We start from the raw sequence: 15,936 nt of genomic DNA on the forward strand, positions 1-15,936 counted from the left end.
GTAAGAGAATGACCATGCCAACCCATCAGTGCCCGTGGCGGATGCAGGTTCATCACATCCATCAGGAAACGCCGGATGTCTGGACGATTTCGTTGCTCTGCCACGACTATTATCCGTACCGTGCCGGGCAGTACGCGCTAGTAAGCGTACGCAATTCGGCAGAGACGCTGCGCGCTTACACCCTTTCGTCGACGCCGGGGGTCAGCGAATATATTACGCTGACCGTTCGCCGGATTGACGAGGGAGCCGGCTCACAGTGGCTGACCCGTGAGCTCAAACGCGGGGATTATCTCTGGCTGTCCGACGCGATGGGTGAGTTCACCTGTGAAGATAAGGCGGAAGACAAGTTTCTGATGCTGGCCGCCGGCTGCGGCGTTACGCCGATTATGTCGATGCGCCGCTGGTTGGCAAAATATCGTCCGCAGGCCGATGTGCAGGTGATTTACAATATTCGCTCGCCTCAGGATGTGATTTTCGCCGATGAGTGGCGGCAGTACCCGGTGACGCTGGTGGCGGAAAATAACGCCACTCACGGTTTTGTCGCCGGGCGTCTGACCACGGAGTTACTGAAAAGCGTGCCGGACCTCGCAACCCGTACGGTAATGACCTGCGGACCTGCGCCCTATATGGATTGGGTGGAGCAGGAAGTGACCGCCCTTGGCGTGACGCGCTTCTTTAAAGAGAAGTTCTTTACGCCAGTTGCGCAAGCGGCCACCGACGGACTGAAGTTCACCAAACTGCAGCCGGCGAAGGCGTTTTATGCGCCGGTCGGTACTACGCTGCTGGAGGCGCTGGAAAGCAACCAGGTGCCGGTGACCGTCGCCTGTCGCGCGGGTGTATGCGGCTGCTGCAAGACCAAAGTGGTTTCCGGCGATTACACGGTCAGCAGCACCATGACGCTGACCGATGCAGAAATCGCTGACGGCTACGTACTGGCCTGCTCCTGCCATCCGCAGGGGGATCTGGTTCTCGCCTGATCGTAGAGGTACCCGACCTACGAGAGCAGCGGTCGTTTTGTAGGTCGGGTAAACATCGAGCCCCCGACAAAAATGCCCGGTGGCGCTAACGCTGACCGGGCCTGTGAGAGTCGCGGTAGGCCGGATAAGCGCAGCGCCATCCGGCCGTTCTTCACCGCCAGACCGAATTTCCCGCCACCGAGAAACGCCCCGCCCCAAGACAGGCAATCGCCAGCGCGCCAATAAAGAAATAGACCAGGCTCTCAATTGCCCAGGCCCCGGTTTTATCCAGCGACCCGGTTTCGCCCATTCCCACCATCAGCCACGCCACGATCATCGTAAACGCCAGCACCAGCGCCGCCGGGCGGGTAAGGATCCCCAGAATCAGCAGACAAGGCGCAACCACCTCCCCCACCAGCACGCCATACGCGATAAAACCGGGCAATCCTTTGGCCACCAGCATGCCGCTAATGCCGTCCACGCCGGCAAAAAGCTTATGCAACCCGTGAAACAGCATCAGCCCACCCACCGCAAGTCGTAACAAGAGTTTGCCGACATCATCATGCGATAACATTTTATTAACAGCACTTAACAGCGATTTAACCATTTGAAATGATTCCTGTTTACCGTCTGGTGTGTCGACAGAATATGCGGGATTTGCGAACAATAAACCAGCGGAAAATGAGGGGAACGGGCGGGCGGAACGGTCAGTTTCATCTAAGCTTGTAAGCGTTATCACAAAAAGGAGATGGAAAACCATGAAGCAAACTGTGGCGGCATACATAGCAAAAACTCTTGAACAGGCCGGCGTAAAACGCATTTGGGGCGTCACCGGCGATTCCCTCAACGGACTGAGCGATAGCCTGAACCGGATGGGCACCATTGCCTGGATGCCCACCCGACATGAAGAGGTCGCCGCCTTTGCGGCAGGCGCCGAAGCGCAGTTAACCGGTGAACTGGCGGTTTGCGCAGGTTCGTGCGGCCCGGGTAACCTCCATCTGATCAACGGCCTTTTTGACTGCCATCGCAACCACGTTCCGGTGGTGGCTATCGCCGCCCATATTCCCTCCAGTGAAATCGGCAGCGGCTATTTCCAGGAAACCCATCCGCAGGAGCTGTTCCGCGAATGCAGCCACTATTGCGAGCTGGTCTCCACGCCAGAGCAAATCCCGCAGGTGCTGGCAATAGCGATGCGCAAAGCGGTGATTAACCGTGGCGTATCGGTGGTGGTGCTGCCCGGCGACGTGGCGCTGAAAGCCGCGCCGGAGAACGCCAGCACGCACTGGTACGCTGCGCCGCTGCCGACGGTTACGCCGCCGGAAGAAGAGATCAAAAAGCTGGCGCAGGTCCTGCGCTATTCCAGTAATATCGCCCTGCTGTGCGGCAGCGGCTGCGCCGGCGCGCACGCCGAGCTGGTCCAGTTTGCCGCCAAATTAAAGGCCCCTGTCGTCCATGCCCTGCGTGGCAAAGAGCACGTTGAGTATGATAATCCCTATGATGTCGGGATGACCGGACTGATTGGTTTCTCCTCGGGTTTCCATACCATGATGAATGCCGATACCCTGGTGCTTCTTGGCACCCAGTTCCCCTACCGGGCCTTCTACCCCACCGACGCCAAAATTATCCAGATTGATATCAACCCCGGCAGCATCGGCGCCCACAGCAAAGTCGATATGGCGCTGGTCGGCGATATTAAATCCACGCTCGCTGCGCTGCTGCCGCATCTGGAAGAGAAAACCGACCGCGCGTTTCTGGATAAAGCCCTTGAGCACTACCGCGAAGCGCGTAAAGGGCTCGATGATCTGGCGAAACCAAGCGACAAAGCCATTCATCCGCAGTATCTGGCGCAACAGATCGGCCAATTTGCCGCCGACGACGCGATTTTCACCTGCGACGTCGGGACGCCAACCGTCTGGGCCGCCCGCTATCTGAAAATGAACGGCAGACGCCGCCTGATCGGGTCGTTTAACCACGGTTCGATGGCTAACGCCATGCCGCAGGCGATTGGCGCCAAGGCGACAGCGCCGGATCGCCAGGTGGTGGCGATGTGCGGCGACGGCGGTTTCAGCATGTTGATGGGCGACTTCCTTTCGCTGGCGCAGATGAAGCTGCCGGTGAAAATTATCATTTTTAACAATAGCGTCCTCGGCTTCGTGGCAATGGAAATGAAAGCCGGAGGCTATCTGACCGACGGCACCGAATTGCACGACACGAATTTCGCCCGCATTGCTGAAGCCTGCGGGATCACCGGGATCCGCGTCGAAAAAGCCAGCGAGGTCGATAGCGCGTTACAGACCGCGTTTAGTACCGATGGCCCGGTACTGGTGGATGTTGTCGTCGCCAAAGAGGAGCTGGCCATTCCGCCGCAGATCAAACTGGAGCAGGCCAAAGGATTTAGTCTGTACATGCTGCGTGCCATTATCAGCGGACGCGGCGATGAGGTAATCGAACTGGCGAAAACCAACTGGCTCAGGTAAAACATTCTTTTAGTTAATACCTGAAATCATGCCTGATGCCGTGATGCGGCGCGCCCGAACATCCCCGACGACAGCACCACGCCTGTCGCCGGGGTCAGAAAAGTCGCGCCCCAGCAACCGCCTGCGGGATGAGCTACCCAGAAGGAAATGCCGTGATAGATTTACGCAGTGATACCGTAACCCGCCCATCACCCGCCATGCTGGAGGCGATGATGGCCGCCCCGGTCGGAGACGACGTGTATGGTGACGACCCGACGGTAAATGAACTTCAGCGCTACGCCGCACAGCTGGCCGGTAAAGAAGCCGCGCTGTTCCTGCCCACCGGTACCCAGGCTAATCTGGTCGGCCTGCTGAGCCACTGCCAACGCGGCGAAGAGTATATCGTCGGCCAGGGCGCGCATAACTATCTGTATGAAGCGGGCGGAGCGGCAGTGCTGGGTAGCATTCAGCCGCAGCCGATAGACGCCGCCGCCGACGGCACCCTGCCGCTGGATAAAGTTGCCGCGAAGATTAAACCTGACGATATCCACTTTGCCCCAACTCGCCTGCTGAGCCTTGAAAACACCCATAATGGTAAGGTTCTGCCGCGCGACTATCTCAAAGAGGCCTGGCAATTTACCCGCGAGCGCAATCTGGCGCTGCACGTTGACGGCGCGCGTATCTTCAATGCGGTCGTGGAATACGATTGTGAGCTGCGGGATATCGCCCGGTATTGCGATTCTTTTACTATCTGTCTTTCTAAAGGATTGGGCACGCCGGTCGGCTCGCTGCTGGTCGGTAGCCACGAGTACATTCGCCGCGCCACCCGCTGGCGGAAAATGGTCGGCGGCGGCATGCGCCAGGCCGGTATTCTGGCGGCGGCAGGCCTTTATGCCCTGCAAAACAACGTCCAACGGTTAAAAGAGGACCACGACAATGCGGTGTGGATGGCCGGGCAGCTCAGCGCAATTGGCGCCGACGTGACCCGACATGATACCAACATGTTGTTTGTCCGCGTGGGGGAAGAACACGCCGAAGCGCTGGGCGCATTTATGCAGCAGCGCGGCGTGCTGATCAATGCCTCGCCGATCGTGCGCCTGGTGACCCATCTGGATGTCAGCCGCCAGCAGCTTACGGACGTCGTCGGCCACTGGCAGGCATTTTTGCAACGCTAAGGAGAGCGGCGTGGCGCAACGAATTCTGGTGCTCGGCGCCAGCGGCTATATCGGCCAGCATCTGGTGCAGGCATTAAGCGAGCAGGGTTACCCGGTGCTGGCGGCGGCACGCCATGTCGACAGGCTGCAGAAGCTCAATCTCCCGGGCGTAAGCTGCCATCCGCTCGATCTTAACCAGCCGCAGGGGCTTTCCGCCCTGCTGGCGCAGGTGGATACCGTTTATTATCTGGTGCACGGGATGGGTGAAGGCGGCGATTTTATTGCGCACGAACGCCGGGTCGCGGTCAACGTTCGCGATGCCCTGCGCGCTACGCCGGTCCGGCAGCTGATTTTTCTCAGCTCCCTGCAGGCGCCGGAAGCTGAACAATCGGATCATCTGCGCGCCAGGCAAATCACCGCCGACATTCTGCGGGAATCCGCCGTCCCGGTCACCGAACTGCGGGCGGGAATTATCATCGGCGCCGGTTCCGCCGCTTTCGAAGTGATGCGCGATATGGTCTACAACCTGCCGGTCCTGACGCCACCGCGCTGGGTTCGCTCGCGAACGACGCCTGTCGCTCTGGAAAACCTGCTCTATTATCTGGTGCAACTCCTTCACCATCCGACCCGCGTTCATCGCGTACTGGAAGCCGCCGGACCAGAAGTCTTAAGCTACCAGCAGCAGTTCACTCGCTTTATGGCGGTTAGCGGCAAACATCGCCTGTTAATCCCGATCCCCTTTCCCACCCGCTGGATTTCGGTGTGGTTTCTTAACGTGATTACGTCGGTGCCTCCCACTATCGCTCGGGCATTGATTCAGGGATTAAAACACGATCTGATCGCCGACGATCGCGCCCTGCGAGCGCTGATCCCCCAGACGCTGATCTCCTTTGATGAAGCGGTGCGCCGCACGCTAAAAGAGGAAGAGCAGCTCGCCAACTCCAGCGACTGGGGCTATGACGCCCAGGCGTTTGCCCGCTGGCGGCCGGAGTATGGCTACTACCCTAAACAGGCCGGTTGTACGGTCAGCACCCATGCCAGCGCGGCGGCGCTGTGGCAGGTGGTCAATCAAATCGGCGGCAAAGAGGGTTACTTCTTTGGCAATATTCTGTGGCAGATCCGCGGGGCGATGGACCTGCTGGTCGGCCACCGGCTGGCGAAAGGTCGTCCCGATCGCGCCAGCCTACAGACCGGGGATACGGTGGACAGCTGGAAGGTCATTATCGTCGAACCGGAAAAGCAGCTAACCTTATTATTCGGCATGAAAGCGCCGGGTCTTGGGCGCCTGAGTTTTACGCTGAGAGATAAAGGCGATCGCCGCGAGCTGGATGTCCGCGCCTGGTGGCATCCTCACGGCATGCCCGGGCTGTTCTATTGGCTGCTGATGATCCCGGCGCATCTGTTTATCTTTCGCGGCATGGCGCGACGCATTGCCCGGCTGGCCGAACAAATCACAGGCAAATAGGCAGTATGTGTGGCATTCTTTCATCATTCTCATTGCATCATGAGGAGAATCACGGAAAAATGCGCACGAAATTCTTTTCTGGGACAGTAGGTTGATATGAAGGTACTGGTTACCGGTGCGACCAGCGGATTAGGCCGCAACGCGGTGGAATATCTGCGCCATCAAGGCATCAGCGTCAGAGCCACCGGGCGTAATGAAGCGATGGGCAAGCTTCTGAGCAAAATGGGCGCCGAGTTTGTGCCTGCTGATTTAACCGAACTGGTTTCTTCGCAGGCCAAAGTGATGCTCGCCGGTATCGATACCCTGTGGCACTGTTCAAGCTTTACCTCTCCCTGGGGTACACAGCAGGCTTTTGATCTCGCTAACGTGCGGGCTACCCGCCGTCTCGGAGAGTGGGCCGTTGCCTGGGGCGTGCGTAATTTCGTTCATATCTCCTCCCCGTCGCTCTATTTCGATTATCACCATCATCGCGATGTGCAGGAAGATTTCCGCCCGCAGCGTTTCGCCAATGAATTTGCCCGCAGCAAGGCGGCCAGCGAAGAGGTCATTCATCTGCTGGCCCAGGCGAACCCCAATACCCGCTTTACCATTCTGCGTCCGCAAAGCCTGTTCGGCGCCCATGACAAAGTGTTTATTCCTCGCCTGGCGCAAATGATGCAGCACTACGGTAGCGTTCTGCTGCCGCGCGGCGGCAGCGCGCTGGTTGATATGACCTATTATGAAAATGCGGTACATGCGATGTGGCTCGCCAGCCAGCCACAGTGCGATCATCTGCCCTCCGGCCGCGCCTGGAATATCACCAACGGCGAACCGCGTACGCTGAACAGCATCGTGCAGAAGCTGATTGATGAACTGGGCATTAAATGCCGGATCCGCTCAGTGCCCTACCCGATGCTGGATATTATCGCCCGCAGTATGGAGCATTTTGGCAATAAGTCCGCCAGGGAACCCGCCTTTACCCACTACGGCGTCTCCAAGCTGAACTTTGATTTTACCCTCGATATCTCCCGCGCTCAGCAAGAGCTGGGTTATCAGCCCGTGGTCACGCTGGATGACGGCATTATTCGCACCGCCGCCTGGCTGAAAGACCACGGCAAATTACACCGCTAGCCTCAGGTTATCCCTGGCCATACTTTTCCAGCAGCGCATCGGCGATGGCCTGGGTTTCAGCATCGGCGACGCCATCCCAGCGCGCCGGGCGGAAGTGCATCTGAAAGACCATAATGACCCGTTTCTGTTGCGCGGGAGTCATCTCCGGGGTGACCTGATAGCCATAGCGAGAGAGCGTATCCAGCAGTTCAGCGCTATCAACCGGTTGATACGATGGCCGACCGTTGAGATAAAACGCCACCCGGCTGGCATCCGGCCACGCGCCAATACCTTGCCCGGCCAGCTGCCGCCATGGGAATAACGGCCCGGGGTCGTCCTTACGCTGCGGGGCAATATCGGCGTGGGCAACCACGTTTTGCGGCGCAATGTGGTAGCGGGCAATAATATCTTTTGCCAACGGAATCAGCGCATTAATCTGCGCCGGACTAAACGGTGTAAAGCTTTTAACCCCCGCGCTCTTCTGCCAGCCGCGGTTCTCCAGTTCAATGCCGATCGAGGTATCGTTAATACGCGTACTGCCGCGCCAGAAGCTAATTCCGGCATGCCAGGCCAAATCGTGTTCCGGCACCAGCTGCCAAATCCGCGGTTTGCCCTGATACAGCGGCGGCTGCTGGGGGATCAGGTAGTGGGAGCTGACCTGATTGTCCGTCAGGGTCGCCAGGGAGACGTCAAAGTCATCGGCGGTATAGTGAATGACTAATACTTTCACTCTCGGGTAGGCTGCCTGCGCCGGATGGCGAGTATCGAGCTGGTAACCGTCGCGGTCAATAATCCCTTTTTCTGCGCTACAACCGGCCAGCAGCAGTAAGAGCGCGATAAGTCCAGAACGTTTCATCGGGAGGCAATCCCCCAACCTACGGTGAGTCGGGCCATCAGTCAGATCCTTATATAAACCACCTTCCGCCAGTGTCGATAGCGGCTTGACTCATGATAAACCATCAACTCAACGCTGTCTGCCGGTACCATTTTTCACATTTCACCGCAGCAATACATAAGGTAAATTTATACTAACCACTGTTTAAAATGAGATTAAGTAAAGTCTTAACGGCCCTTTTGAAAAATGACGACACAAATCATAACCCTGGAGTCATCTTTTCCTTATGAGTTCACAAGTTAAGGATCATAGTTTTGTAGTATTTAGCTTGAAAAAAAAATTCACTTGATTCAATCTGGTGCCGCTCATTGGTTAGTTAAAACAAGGGCATGATGATAGCAAGTTAAACAATGGAGATTAAAAATATGAAATATGCAGCTTTAGTGGCAGGTGCAGCATTGTTTTTAACCGCAAACGCATTCTCTGCGGAAATTTTGTCCAAAGAAGATTTCGCAAAAGTGCAGACCCAGTATCAAAAAGTGGGTACCATTTCCTCTACAGGCCAGACCGCTCCTAGCGATGCGCGTGCAGAGCTGCTGAAAAAAGCTGAAGAAAAAGGTGCTGATGTTGTCGTTCTGTCTTCTGGCAACACCGACAAGAAACTTCATGTTTCTGCCAATATTTATAAGAAAAAATAATTAATCTTTCTTTCTGAAGGGGTAATATCGCCAAATGGCGATATTACCCCTTTTGTATTTATGACAAGGTTTATTTTTAGATAGCATTTATATTTACAGCCCCTACATATCATTATTAAATAGCGCCCCGCGCACGGCCAGCACACTCAAATTCAGATCTACATATTTTAAATCCCGGCGAAATTCTTCTGACACCATGCAGCGAAATGATATTTAAAAACAGAAATTCATTCTGCCGCAGGCGGGTTGGCGATACTTATCGGGCATAAAAACAAGACTAAAATTTACAGCATTGCAGGTGGCAAATGAAAAAGGTCGTATTGATCCTCTCTGGGTTGGTCTGTTCCAGTTTTTCACACGCGAGTGCGCTCTATTTTTATGAAATCGGTACGGAAGATGTCGGTCTGGCGGGAGCCGGTCAGGCGGCGCGGGCGCAGGATGCCTCCACTATCGTCACCAACCCTGCGGGAATGACCCGCCTGCCGGATCACATGTTTACCGGGGGAATGCAGGTCATGGGCGGCGATATCTCTTATCAGTTAAACGATGAAAACGGTCGAAGCAGTCCGGGAAACGTGATGAATTTGTTTCCTGGCGCCAGCGGTTTCTATGCGCAAAAAATCGATGATGATCTCTATGCCGGCCTGGGTTTATACGGTAATTACGGCTCAGGCATCGATTTTGGCAACTGGGCCGGAGATCGTCTGATTAAGAAAAGCACCATGGTCGCCATGACCCTGAGCCCGTCCCTGGCATACAAGCTTAACGATCGCCTCTCAATCGGCGCCTCCGCCAACCTGAATTACGGCTATCTGAGCCTGACGCGCGACGTCGAAGGCAGCGATCAAAAAGATAAAGACAACGATTGGGCGATGAGCTATCGACTGGGGCTGCTGATGCAGTTGACCGAGCAAACTCGCGCCGGCATCACCTGGAACAGTAAGACCGACTACGACTTTAAAATCGATGGCAAAGCCCGCCTCTCGAGGCCGGAAAATACCACCTATAACCTACCCATTTCGGCACAGGTACGCGCCCCTCAACAAATTATGTTTAGCCTTGTGCATGACATCAATAAGCAGTGGTCGGTGATGGGTGACCTCGGCTGGCAGGACTGGAGCCAGTTTGGCAGCCCGCAAGTGACCGTCGCAGGGCGGCAAAGTGATAAACAGAATCGCCTGAAAGACGCCTGGCACACCGCGTCTGGCGTTCAGTATCGCCCAACCGAACAGTGGCGCCTGAACGCCGGGGTGGGCTTCGACAGTACGGTTTATGATTCACAAAGCGATATTGCTCTGTCGATGCCGACAGGCGACGAGTGGCGCTTTGCCGCCGGCGCGCAATATCAGATAACGCCAGCCAGCAATATTGGCATCGCGGTCTCCTGTTTGCATATGCAGTCCGGGCAGGTGAAAACACCGGCTGTTGTCGCCGGTGATTACGATCATCCCTACCTGTGGTTTGCCAGCATGAACTACAGCTACCGGTTCTGACGCAAAATATCGCCCGCGGCAACTGCGCATCGGGCGATATTCTCCGGTCGTTAAATCAGCTTGAATAAGAAACGTACCGGCTTAATCTGCAAAATATCCTGCCATATTTTATGTAAATCGATAACGCCAGCCAGCCCGAGTAATGCCAGGGTAATCAATACCGTCGCGGCGGTAATAATCAGCATCAGGCGGACCATATTTCGCTGAATTTTTTCCTGCTGCCGGGCGTGCGCTGTTCTTTTTCATACTCGACCAGCGTGGTAATCGCCTTGCCCTGCACAATATAGCGGCCACGCTCTTCGGCCAGCTCACCTGAAAGGGCAAGCGATTCCATCAGCAGCGTGACTTTATATTGGAATGACTCATTGCGGATATGTTTATACCACAGCCTGCCGTAAAGAAGTTCAATCACCTCATCCACAGTGAGACCTGCCGCGGGGTCTGACGGGCGCCGCCTCACGAACTCATTCACGATTAAACGCAATAAAAATATACGTTCCTGACTTTTGAGTTCACGCTCCCGGAAGAATGTGGAAACAACAGCCCCCTTCCCTTTGAAAAGAAAAATTTTGCTATCGACGATATGCAGGTAATAGTTAATGGCGTAATAAAATATAGATACCGATATAATCTTGCCATATTTTTTATAGTGAACAATTTCGCTTCCCATCCCGAGAATACGGGAAACGGGTAACTTTTCCGTTTGCACATCATCAGATGCCGACAGGGCTAAACGCTCAACGTGGACGTCGCAACCATTGAATCCAATCAGCCGATAGCGCTGCCTGCCGGCATCGGCAAAATGTACCGCATAATAGTCATACGGTTCCCCCAGCCGGTCGTTTTTTGCCACAAAGCGAGGTAAAAACTTCGCCCATAATCGGGCCTTAACATTTGCTATAAAGTTATTTAACACGAATAATCCCGTTGTGCTGACAGCCTCTTTTAATCTAAATATAAACACTATCCCTACTGCTTATTTAGCATTTAACCAGATATGTAAATTTACTTTTACGTAAAAAACAGATTGTATTGGCGAGAATAAATAGCGTGCCATCGATGATAAGAAATAGCATTATCGCGGACAACGCATGGGCACAAATAGACCGTGGGGAAAAAATGTATTGCCTGAGCTCTAAGAGTCAAGCGCATTCCGGAACCAGTACGCTATGCTTGAACAGAAACTAATAACGTAGTGAGCTTATAAGGAAATCATCATGCGCTACAAACTCGTTGCTTTTATTATCCCGTGCGCGCTCGCGCTGAGTGCCTGTACCACCGTCACGCCCGCCTATAAAGATAATGGCACCCGCAGCGGGGCCTGCATCGAAGGTGGGCCGGATGAGGTAGCACAGAAATTCTACGATTATCAGATCCAGCATCGGAACAACGACCTGGCGGCCCTGCGACCTTATCTCAGCGACGATCTGGCCAGGCTGTTAAACGATGCCCGCCAGGATCCCTCGCGCAGCTCGCTGCTGCAATCGAACCTCTTCTCCAGCTCGACGACCCCGGCCGATAGCGCCAGCGTAGCCAGCGCCTCAACTATCCCAAACCGCGATGCCCGCAATATTCCTCTGCGCGTCGATTTAAAACAGGGCAGTCAAAGCTGGCAGGATGAAGTGCTGATGATTCAGGAAGGTCAGTGCTGGGCCGTCGACGACGTGCGTTATCTTGGCATTAACTCCCATGCCCCGGCCGGTTCCCTGCAACAGAGTCTTGAAAAACGCGGATAAGGGCGTGGAACCCACGCCACTTAAACGATAACCCCGGTAAAATGTCGGTATTTCTCCAGGTTATGCCGACATTTGTGCCTCCCCACCCCGCGAACCCATATTTTGTGCTAAGTTTAGAGGTAAATGTGGTTTACATTTAACTTTTAACGCATAAATATTGCATAACTATTCTGTCAAAGGTAGTATTTGCGGCCTCAATAGCTATTCGTATCAGACAGCCCAGATGAGTATTAAACTAAACGGCATTAACTGCTTCTACGGCGCGCATCAGGCGCTGTTCGACATCACGCTGGATTGCCCGCAGGGGGAAACGCTGGTGCTGCTCGGCCCCAGTGGCGCCGGGAAAAGCTCGCTGCTTCGCGTACTCAACCTGCTGGAAATGCCGCGTTCCGGGACATTACATATCGCCGGTAACCACTTCGACTTTACCAAAGCACCTTCTGACAAAGCCATTCGTGAGCTGCGCCAGAACGTGGGTATGGTTTTCCAACAGTATAATCTGTGGCCGCACCTGACGGTGCAGCAAAACCTGATTGAAGCCCCCTGCCGCGTGCTGGGGTTAAGTAAAGACATGGCGCTCGCTCGCGCCGAAAAACTGCTGGAACGTCTTCGTCTCAAGCCCTACAGCGATCGCTATCCGCTGCATCTTTCCGGGGGCCAGCAGCAGCGCGTCGCCATTGCGCGGGCGCTGATGATGGAACCTCAGGTCCTGCTGTTTGATGAACCTACCGCAGCACTCGATCCGGAAATCACCGCTCAGATCGTCAGCATTATCCGCGAACTGGCCGGCACCGGCATTACGCAGGTTATCGTCACCCACGAAGTGGAAGTGGCGCGTAAAACGGCAAGCCGCGTAGTGTATATGGAAAATGGTCACATCATTGAACAAGGGGATGCCAGCTGCTTTACGCATCCGCAGACCGACGCGTTTAAAAACTATCTTTCACATTGATGTTTTCGGGGAAATGACGATGAAAAAAGTACTGATTGCCGCGATCCTGGCCAGCATGAGCCTGTCAGCTACTGCCGCCCAGACCATTCGTTTCGCCACTGAGGCCTCCTACCCTCCGTTTGAATCGATTGATGCCAACAATAAAATTGTCGGTTTTGATGTCGATCTGGCCAACGCGCTGTGTAAAGAAATTGATGCTACCTGCACCTTTACCAACCAGGCCTTCGACAGCCTGATCCCCAGCCTCAAATTCCGCCGCGTCGATGCGGTGATGGCCGGGATGGATATCACGCCTGAGCGTGAAAAACAGGTGCTGTTCACGACGCCTTACTACGAAAACTCGGCGCTGTTTGTCGGCCAGCAGGGTAAATTCACCAGCCTCGAACAGCTGAAAGGCAAAAAGGTCGGCGTCCAGAACGGGACCACGCACCAGAAATTTATTAACGACAAACACCCTGAAATCACCACCGTGCCATACGACAGCTACCAGAATGCGAAGCTGGATCTGCAAAACGGCCGTATTGATGCCGTGTTTGGTGATAATGCCGTCGTCACCGAGTGGCTGAAGAGCAATCCGAAGCTGGCCGCGGTGGGCGATAAAGTCACCGATAAAGACTACTTCGGTACCGGTCTGGGCATTGCGCTTCGTCAGGGCAATACCGAACTGCAGCAGAAATTTAATGCTGCGCTGGAAAAAGTGAAAAAAGATGGGACTTACCAGACCATCTATAGCAAATGGTTTCAGAAGTAACGCTAAATGAATGAAATTTTTCCCTTAGCAAGTGCCGCCGGGATGACCGTCGGCCTTGCCGTTTGCGCGCTCATCATCGGCCTTGTGCTGGCGATGCTGTTTGCCGTGCTGGAGTCAGTAAAATGGCGCCCGCTGGCATGGTTCGCAACCGGCGTGGTCACGGTTCTGCGTGGACTACCGGAGATTCTGGTGGTCCTGTTTATCTATTTCGGCTCCTCTCAGCTGCTGCTTACGCTCTCTGACGGTTTTACGATCAATCTTGGCTTTGTGCAGATTCCGGTACAGATGCAGATTGAAAACTTCGACGTCAGTCCGTTCCTCTGCGGCGCCATCGCGCTGTCCCTGCTCTACGCCGCTTACGCCTCGCAAACTCTGCGCGGGGCGCTCAAGGCGGTACCTCAGGGGCAGTGGGAGTCCGGCCAGGCGCTGGGGCTATCGAAAGGGGCGATCTTCTTCCGTCTGGTGATGCCGCAAATGTGGCGTCATGCGCTGCCGGGCCTCGGCAACCAGTGGCTGGTTCTGCTGAAAGATACCGCGCTGGTCAGTTTAATCAGCGTCAACGATCTGATGCTGCAAACCAAGAGCATCGCCACCCGCACTCAGGAACCGTTTAACTGGTACATCATCGCGGCGGCGATCTATCTGGTCATCACCCTGCTCAGTCAGTACATCCTCAAACGTATTGACCAACGTGCGACGCGCTTCGAACGGAGACCAGGCTGATGCTCGATTATTTACCTGAACTGCTGAAAGGGCTGCATACCAGCCTGACGCTGACCGCGGCGTCGATCGTCGTGGCGCTGATTCTGTCGCTGGTTTTCACCATCGTCCTGACGCTGAAAACGCCGGTACTGGTGTGGATTGTTCGCGCTTACATCACCTTATTTACCGGTACGCCGCTGCTGGTACAGATCTTCCTGATTTACTATGGCCCGGGTCAGTTCCCCTCTTTGCAGAACTACCCGGTACTGTGGCATCTGATTTCTGAACCCTGGCTGTGCGCCATGATAGCCCTGTCCCTGAACAGCGCAGCTTACACCACCCAGCTGTTTTATGGTGCGATCCGCGCCATCCCTGACGGCCAGTGGCAATCCTGCAGCGCGCTGGGAATGAGCAAGAAAGACACGCTGGCGATTCTGCTGCCGTACGCCTTTAAACGCGCCCTCTCTTCGTATTCCAACGAGGTTGTGCTGGTGTTCAAAAGCACCTCCCTGGCTTACACCATTACGTTGATGGAAGTCATGGGGCACGGCCAGCTGCTGTACGGACGTACCTATGACGTTATGGTGTTTGGGGCGGCCGGTATTGTCTATCTCATCGTCAACGGTCTGCTGACGCTGCTGATGCGGTTAGTGGAGCGTAAAGCGCTGGCGTTTGAACGACGGAATTAGCGTTGACCGACGCAGCAGCTCACATCACGAGTGAGTTGCATGAGATGAATGCATAAGTAGCAAACATAAAGACGGGCATGTCTATAGAATGCCCGTCTTTTTTATTTCCACAAAAAATAATTATACGTAATTATTGAATACAAATTCATTTAGTGGCATTGTGAAAATCAGCCGCAGACACGGCACAACATCATAAGATTGACCGACGGGAGTTCCACGATGAAAAAGTTAGTTCTGGCTGCACTGCTTTCCTCTTTCGCCTTTGGCGCCGCTGCCGCAGAAAAAATCAGCTTCGGCGTTTCTGCAACCTACCCCCCTTTTGAATCCATGGATGCGAACAATCAGATCGTCGGTTTCGATCTGGATCTGGCAAAAGCGCTGTGCAAACAGATGCAGGCTGACTGTACCTTTACCAACCACGCTTTCGATAGCCTGATCCCGGCACTGAAATTTAAAAAATATGACGCGGTGATCTCCGGTATGGACATTACCCCGGAGCGCAGCAAGCAGGTCGCATTTACCGATCCGTACTACGCCAACTCGGCGCTAGTTATTGCTAAAAAAGACGCCTTCCACTCCTTTGCCGACCTAAAAGGCAAACGTATTGGCATGGAAAACGGCACCACCCACCAGAAATACCTGCAGGATAAACATCCGGAAGTGAAAACTGTCGCCTATGACAGCTATCAGAATGCGATTATCGACCTGAAAAACGGCCGTATTGACGGGGTGTTTGGCGATACCGCCGTGGTGAATGAGTGGCTGAAAACCAACCCGCAGCTGGGCGTCGCCACTCCGAAAGCGACCGATCCGCAATACTTCGGCACCGGCCTCGGTATCGCAGTACGTCCGGACAACAAGGCGCTGCTGGAAAAACTCAATGGTGCGCTGAAGGCGATTAAAGCGGACGGCACGTATCAGAAAATCAGCAACCAGTGGTTCCCGGAATAATTTTCTGCT

General features: G+C 54.6%; 17 protein-coding genes. 13 read left to right on the forward strand and 4 right to left on the reverse strand.

All coding sequences use genetic code 11. The features are described from left to right. Window positions 1–8: 8 nt before the first annotated feature. Complete coding sequence (gene hcr, locus DSD31_RS17030) at window positions 9–977, forward strand: NADH oxidoreductase (RefSeq protein ID WP_004860001.1); 969 nt, start codon at window positions 9–11, stop codon at window positions 975–977. A gap of 151 nt (window positions 978–1,128) precedes the next feature. Here hcr and DSD31_RS17035 read toward each other — a convergent pair whose 3' ends face one another. Beyond that, window positions 1,129–1,563, reverse strand: a complete 435-nt coding sequence (locus DSD31_RS17035) for a DoxX family protein (RefSeq protein ID WP_004859999.1) — start codon at window positions 1,561–1,563, stop codon at window positions 1,129–1,131. A 151-nt stretch (window positions 1,564–1,714) separates the two neighbouring features. Here DSD31_RS17035 and poxB point away from each other — a divergent pair, with 151 nt between their 5' ends. The 4 genes from poxB to DSD31_RS17055 all read left to right on the forward strand — a co-directional run bounded on the left by poxB (window position 1,715) and on the right by DSD31_RS17055 (window position 7,141). Beyond that, on the forward strand, window positions 1,715–3,433 hold the full coding sequence (gene poxB / locus DSD31_RS17040; protein ID WP_004859997.1) for a ubiquinone-dependent pyruvate dehydrogenase: 1,719 nt from the start codon (window positions 1,715–1,717) through the stop codon (window positions 3,431–3,433). 152 nt (window positions 3,434–3,585) lie between these two features. After that, window positions 3,586–4,587: a low-specificity L-threonine aldolase gene (gene ltaE, locus DSD31_RS17045; protein ID WP_113991200.1), complete on the forward strand. Its 1,002-nt coding sequence runs from the start codon at window positions 3,586–3,588 to the stop codon at window positions 4,585–4,587. Between the two features lie 10 nt (window positions 4,588–4,597). Continuing rightward, complete coding sequence (locus DSD31_RS17050; protein WP_015584809.1) at window positions 4,598–6,031, forward strand: SDR family oxidoreductase; 1,434 nt, start codon at window positions 4,598–4,600, stop codon at window positions 6,029–6,031. Between the two features lie 96 nt (window positions 6,032–6,127). Further along, window positions 6,128–7,141 carry an NAD-dependent epimerase/dehydratase family protein gene (locus DSD31_RS17055; protein ID WP_004859991.1) on the forward strand — a complete coding sequence of 338 codons (1,014 nt, stop codon included), beginning with the start codon at window positions 6,128–6,130 and terminating at the stop codon, window positions 7,139–7,141. Window positions 7,142–7,148: 7 nt separating this feature from the next. On the opposite strand, the gene DSD31_RS17060 is transcribed toward DSD31_RS17055, so the two are convergent. Then, window positions 7,149–7,976 (reverse strand): N-acetylmuramoyl-L-alanine amidase, encoded by an 828-nt coding sequence (locus DSD31_RS17060; RefSeq protein WP_071359265.1) that lies wholly within the window; start codon window positions 7,974–7,976, stop codon window positions 7,149–7,151. Window positions 7,977–8,380: 404 nt separating this feature from the next. Between DSD31_RS17060 and yahO the strand changes: the two genes are divergently transcribed. Both yahO and DSD31_RS17070 read left to right on the forward strand, forming a co-directional pair. Beyond that, window positions 8,381–8,653, forward strand: a complete 273-nt coding sequence (gene yahO / locus DSD31_RS17065; protein WP_004859987.1) for a DUF1471 family periplasmic protein YahO — start codon at window positions 8,381–8,383, stop codon at window positions 8,651–8,653. Window positions 8,654–8,958: 305 nt separating this feature from the next. Then, window positions 8,959–10,146 (forward strand): OmpP1/FadL family transporter, encoded by a 1,188-nt coding sequence (locus DSD31_RS17070; protein ID WP_113991201.1) that lies wholly within the window; start codon window positions 8,959–8,961, stop codon window positions 10,144–10,146. A gap of 50 nt (window positions 10,147–10,196) precedes the next feature. On the opposite strand, the gene DSD31_RS26570 is transcribed toward DSD31_RS17070, so the two are convergent. Together DSD31_RS26570 and DSD31_RS17075 are read right to left on the reverse strand one after the other, a co-directional pair. After that, window positions 10,197–10,331 carry a hypothetical protein gene (locus DSD31_RS26570; protein WP_255415984.1) on the reverse strand — a complete coding sequence of 45 codons (135 nt, stop codon included), beginning with the start codon at window positions 10,329–10,331 and terminating at the stop codon, window positions 10,197–10,199. Continuing rightward, window positions 10,331–11,062: a hypothetical protein gene (locus DSD31_RS17075; protein ID WP_227538644.1), complete on the reverse strand. Its 732-nt coding sequence runs from the start codon at window positions 11,060–11,062 to the stop codon at window positions 10,331–10,333. The genes DSD31_RS26570 and DSD31_RS17075 overlap by 1 nt, the downstream gene beginning before the upstream one ends. Before the next feature lie 301 nt (window positions 11,063–11,363). Between DSD31_RS17075 and DSD31_RS17080 the strand changes: the two genes are divergently transcribed. The 6 genes from DSD31_RS17080 (at window position 11,364) to artJ (ending at window position 15,927) form a co-directional block, all read left to right on the forward strand. After that, complete coding sequence (locus DSD31_RS17080; protein ID WP_004859979.1) at window positions 11,364–11,882, forward strand: lipoprotein; 519 nt, start codon at window positions 11,364–11,366, stop codon at window positions 11,880–11,882. Window positions 11,883–12,105: 223 nt separating this feature from the next. Continuing rightward, a complete protein-coding gene (gene artP / locus DSD31_RS17085; RefSeq protein ID WP_004859977.1) occupies window positions 12,106–12,834 on the forward strand; it encodes an arginine ABC transporter ATP-binding protein ArtP in 729 nt (242 codons plus the stop codon). A gap of 19 nt (window positions 12,835–12,853) precedes the next feature. Further along, entirely contained in the window at window positions 12,854–13,585 is a 732-nt protein-coding gene (gene artI, locus DSD31_RS17090) for an arginine ABC transporter substrate-binding protein ArtI (RefSeq protein WP_004859975.1), read from the forward strand. Between the two features lie 6 nt (window positions 13,586–13,591). Then, window positions 13,592–14,308, forward strand: a complete 717-nt coding sequence (artQ, locus tag DSD31_RS17095; protein WP_004859972.1) for an arginine ABC transporter permease ArtQ — start codon at window positions 13,592–13,594, stop codon at window positions 14,306–14,308. Further along, window positions 14,308–14,976: an arginine ABC transporter permease ArtM gene (gene artM / locus DSD31_RS17100; protein WP_004859971.1), complete on the forward strand. Its 669-nt coding sequence runs from the start codon at window positions 14,308–14,310 to the stop codon at window positions 14,974–14,976. Before artQ ends, artM begins: the two co-directional genes overlap by 1 nt. 219 nt (window positions 14,977–15,195) lie before the next feature. Beyond that, entirely contained in the window at window positions 15,196–15,927 is a 732-nt protein-coding gene (artJ, locus tag DSD31_RS17105; protein WP_113991202.1) for an arginine ABC transporter substrate-binding protein ArtJ, read from the forward strand. Window positions 15,928–15,936 lie beyond the last annotated feature (9 nt).

The organism is Klebsiella sp. X13, assembly GCF_003323835.1.
Taxonomy (GTDB): domain Bacteria; phylum Pseudomonadota; class Gammaproteobacteria; order Enterobacterales; family Enterobacteriaceae; genus Klebsiella; species Klebsiella ornithinolytica.

Coding starts and splice junctions, on each gene's coding strand:
- hcr (WP_004860001.1), top strand. CDS start 9: ATGACCATGCCAACCCATCAGTGCCCGTGGCGGATGCAGGTTCATCAC.
- DSD31_RS17035 (WP_004859999.1), bottom strand. CDS start 1,563: ATGGTTAAATCGCTGTTAAGTGCTGTTAATAAAATGTTATCGCATGAT.
- poxB (WP_004859997.1), top strand. CDS start 1,715: ATGAAGCAAACTGTGGCGGCATACATAGCAAAAACTCTTGAACAGGCC.
- DSD31_RS17055 (WP_004859991.1), top strand. CDS start 6,128: ATGAAGGTACTGGTTACCGGTGCGACCAGCGGATTAGGCCGCAACGCG.
- DSD31_RS17060 (WP_071359265.1), bottom strand. CDS start 7,976: ATGAAACGTTCTGGACTTATCGCGCTCTTACTGCTGCTGGCCGGTTGT.
- yahO (WP_004859987.1), top strand. CDS start 8,381: ATGAAATATGCAGCTTTAGTGGCAGGTGCAGCATTGTTTTTAACCGCA.
- DSD31_RS17070 (WP_113991201.1), top strand. CDS start 8,959: ATGAAAAAGGTCGTATTGATCCTCTCTGGGTTGGTCTGTTCCAGTTTT.
- DSD31_RS26570 (WP_255415984.1), bottom strand. CDS start 10,331: ATGCTGATTATTACCGCCGCGACGGTATTGATTACCCTGGCATTACTC.
- DSD31_RS17080 (WP_004859979.1), top strand. CDS start 11,364: ATGCGCTACAAACTCGTTGCTTTTATTATCCCGTGCGCGCTCGCGCTG.
- artP (WP_004859977.1), top strand. CDS start 12,106: ATGAGTATTAAACTAAACGGCATTAACTGCTTCTACGGCGCGCATCAG.
- artI (WP_004859975.1), top strand. CDS start 12,854: ATGAAAAAAGTACTGATTGCCGCGATCCTGGCCAGCATGAGCCTGTCA.
- artQ (WP_004859972.1), top strand. CDS start 13,592: ATGAATGAAATTTTTCCCTTAGCAAGTGCCGCCGGGATGACCGTCGGC.
- artM (WP_004859971.1), top strand. CDS start 14,308: ATGCTCGATTATTTACCTGAACTGCTGAAAGGGCTGCATACCAGCCTG.
- artJ (WP_113991202.1), top strand. CDS start 15,196: ATGAAAAAGTTAGTTCTGGCTGCACTGCTTTCCTCTTTCGCCTTTGGC.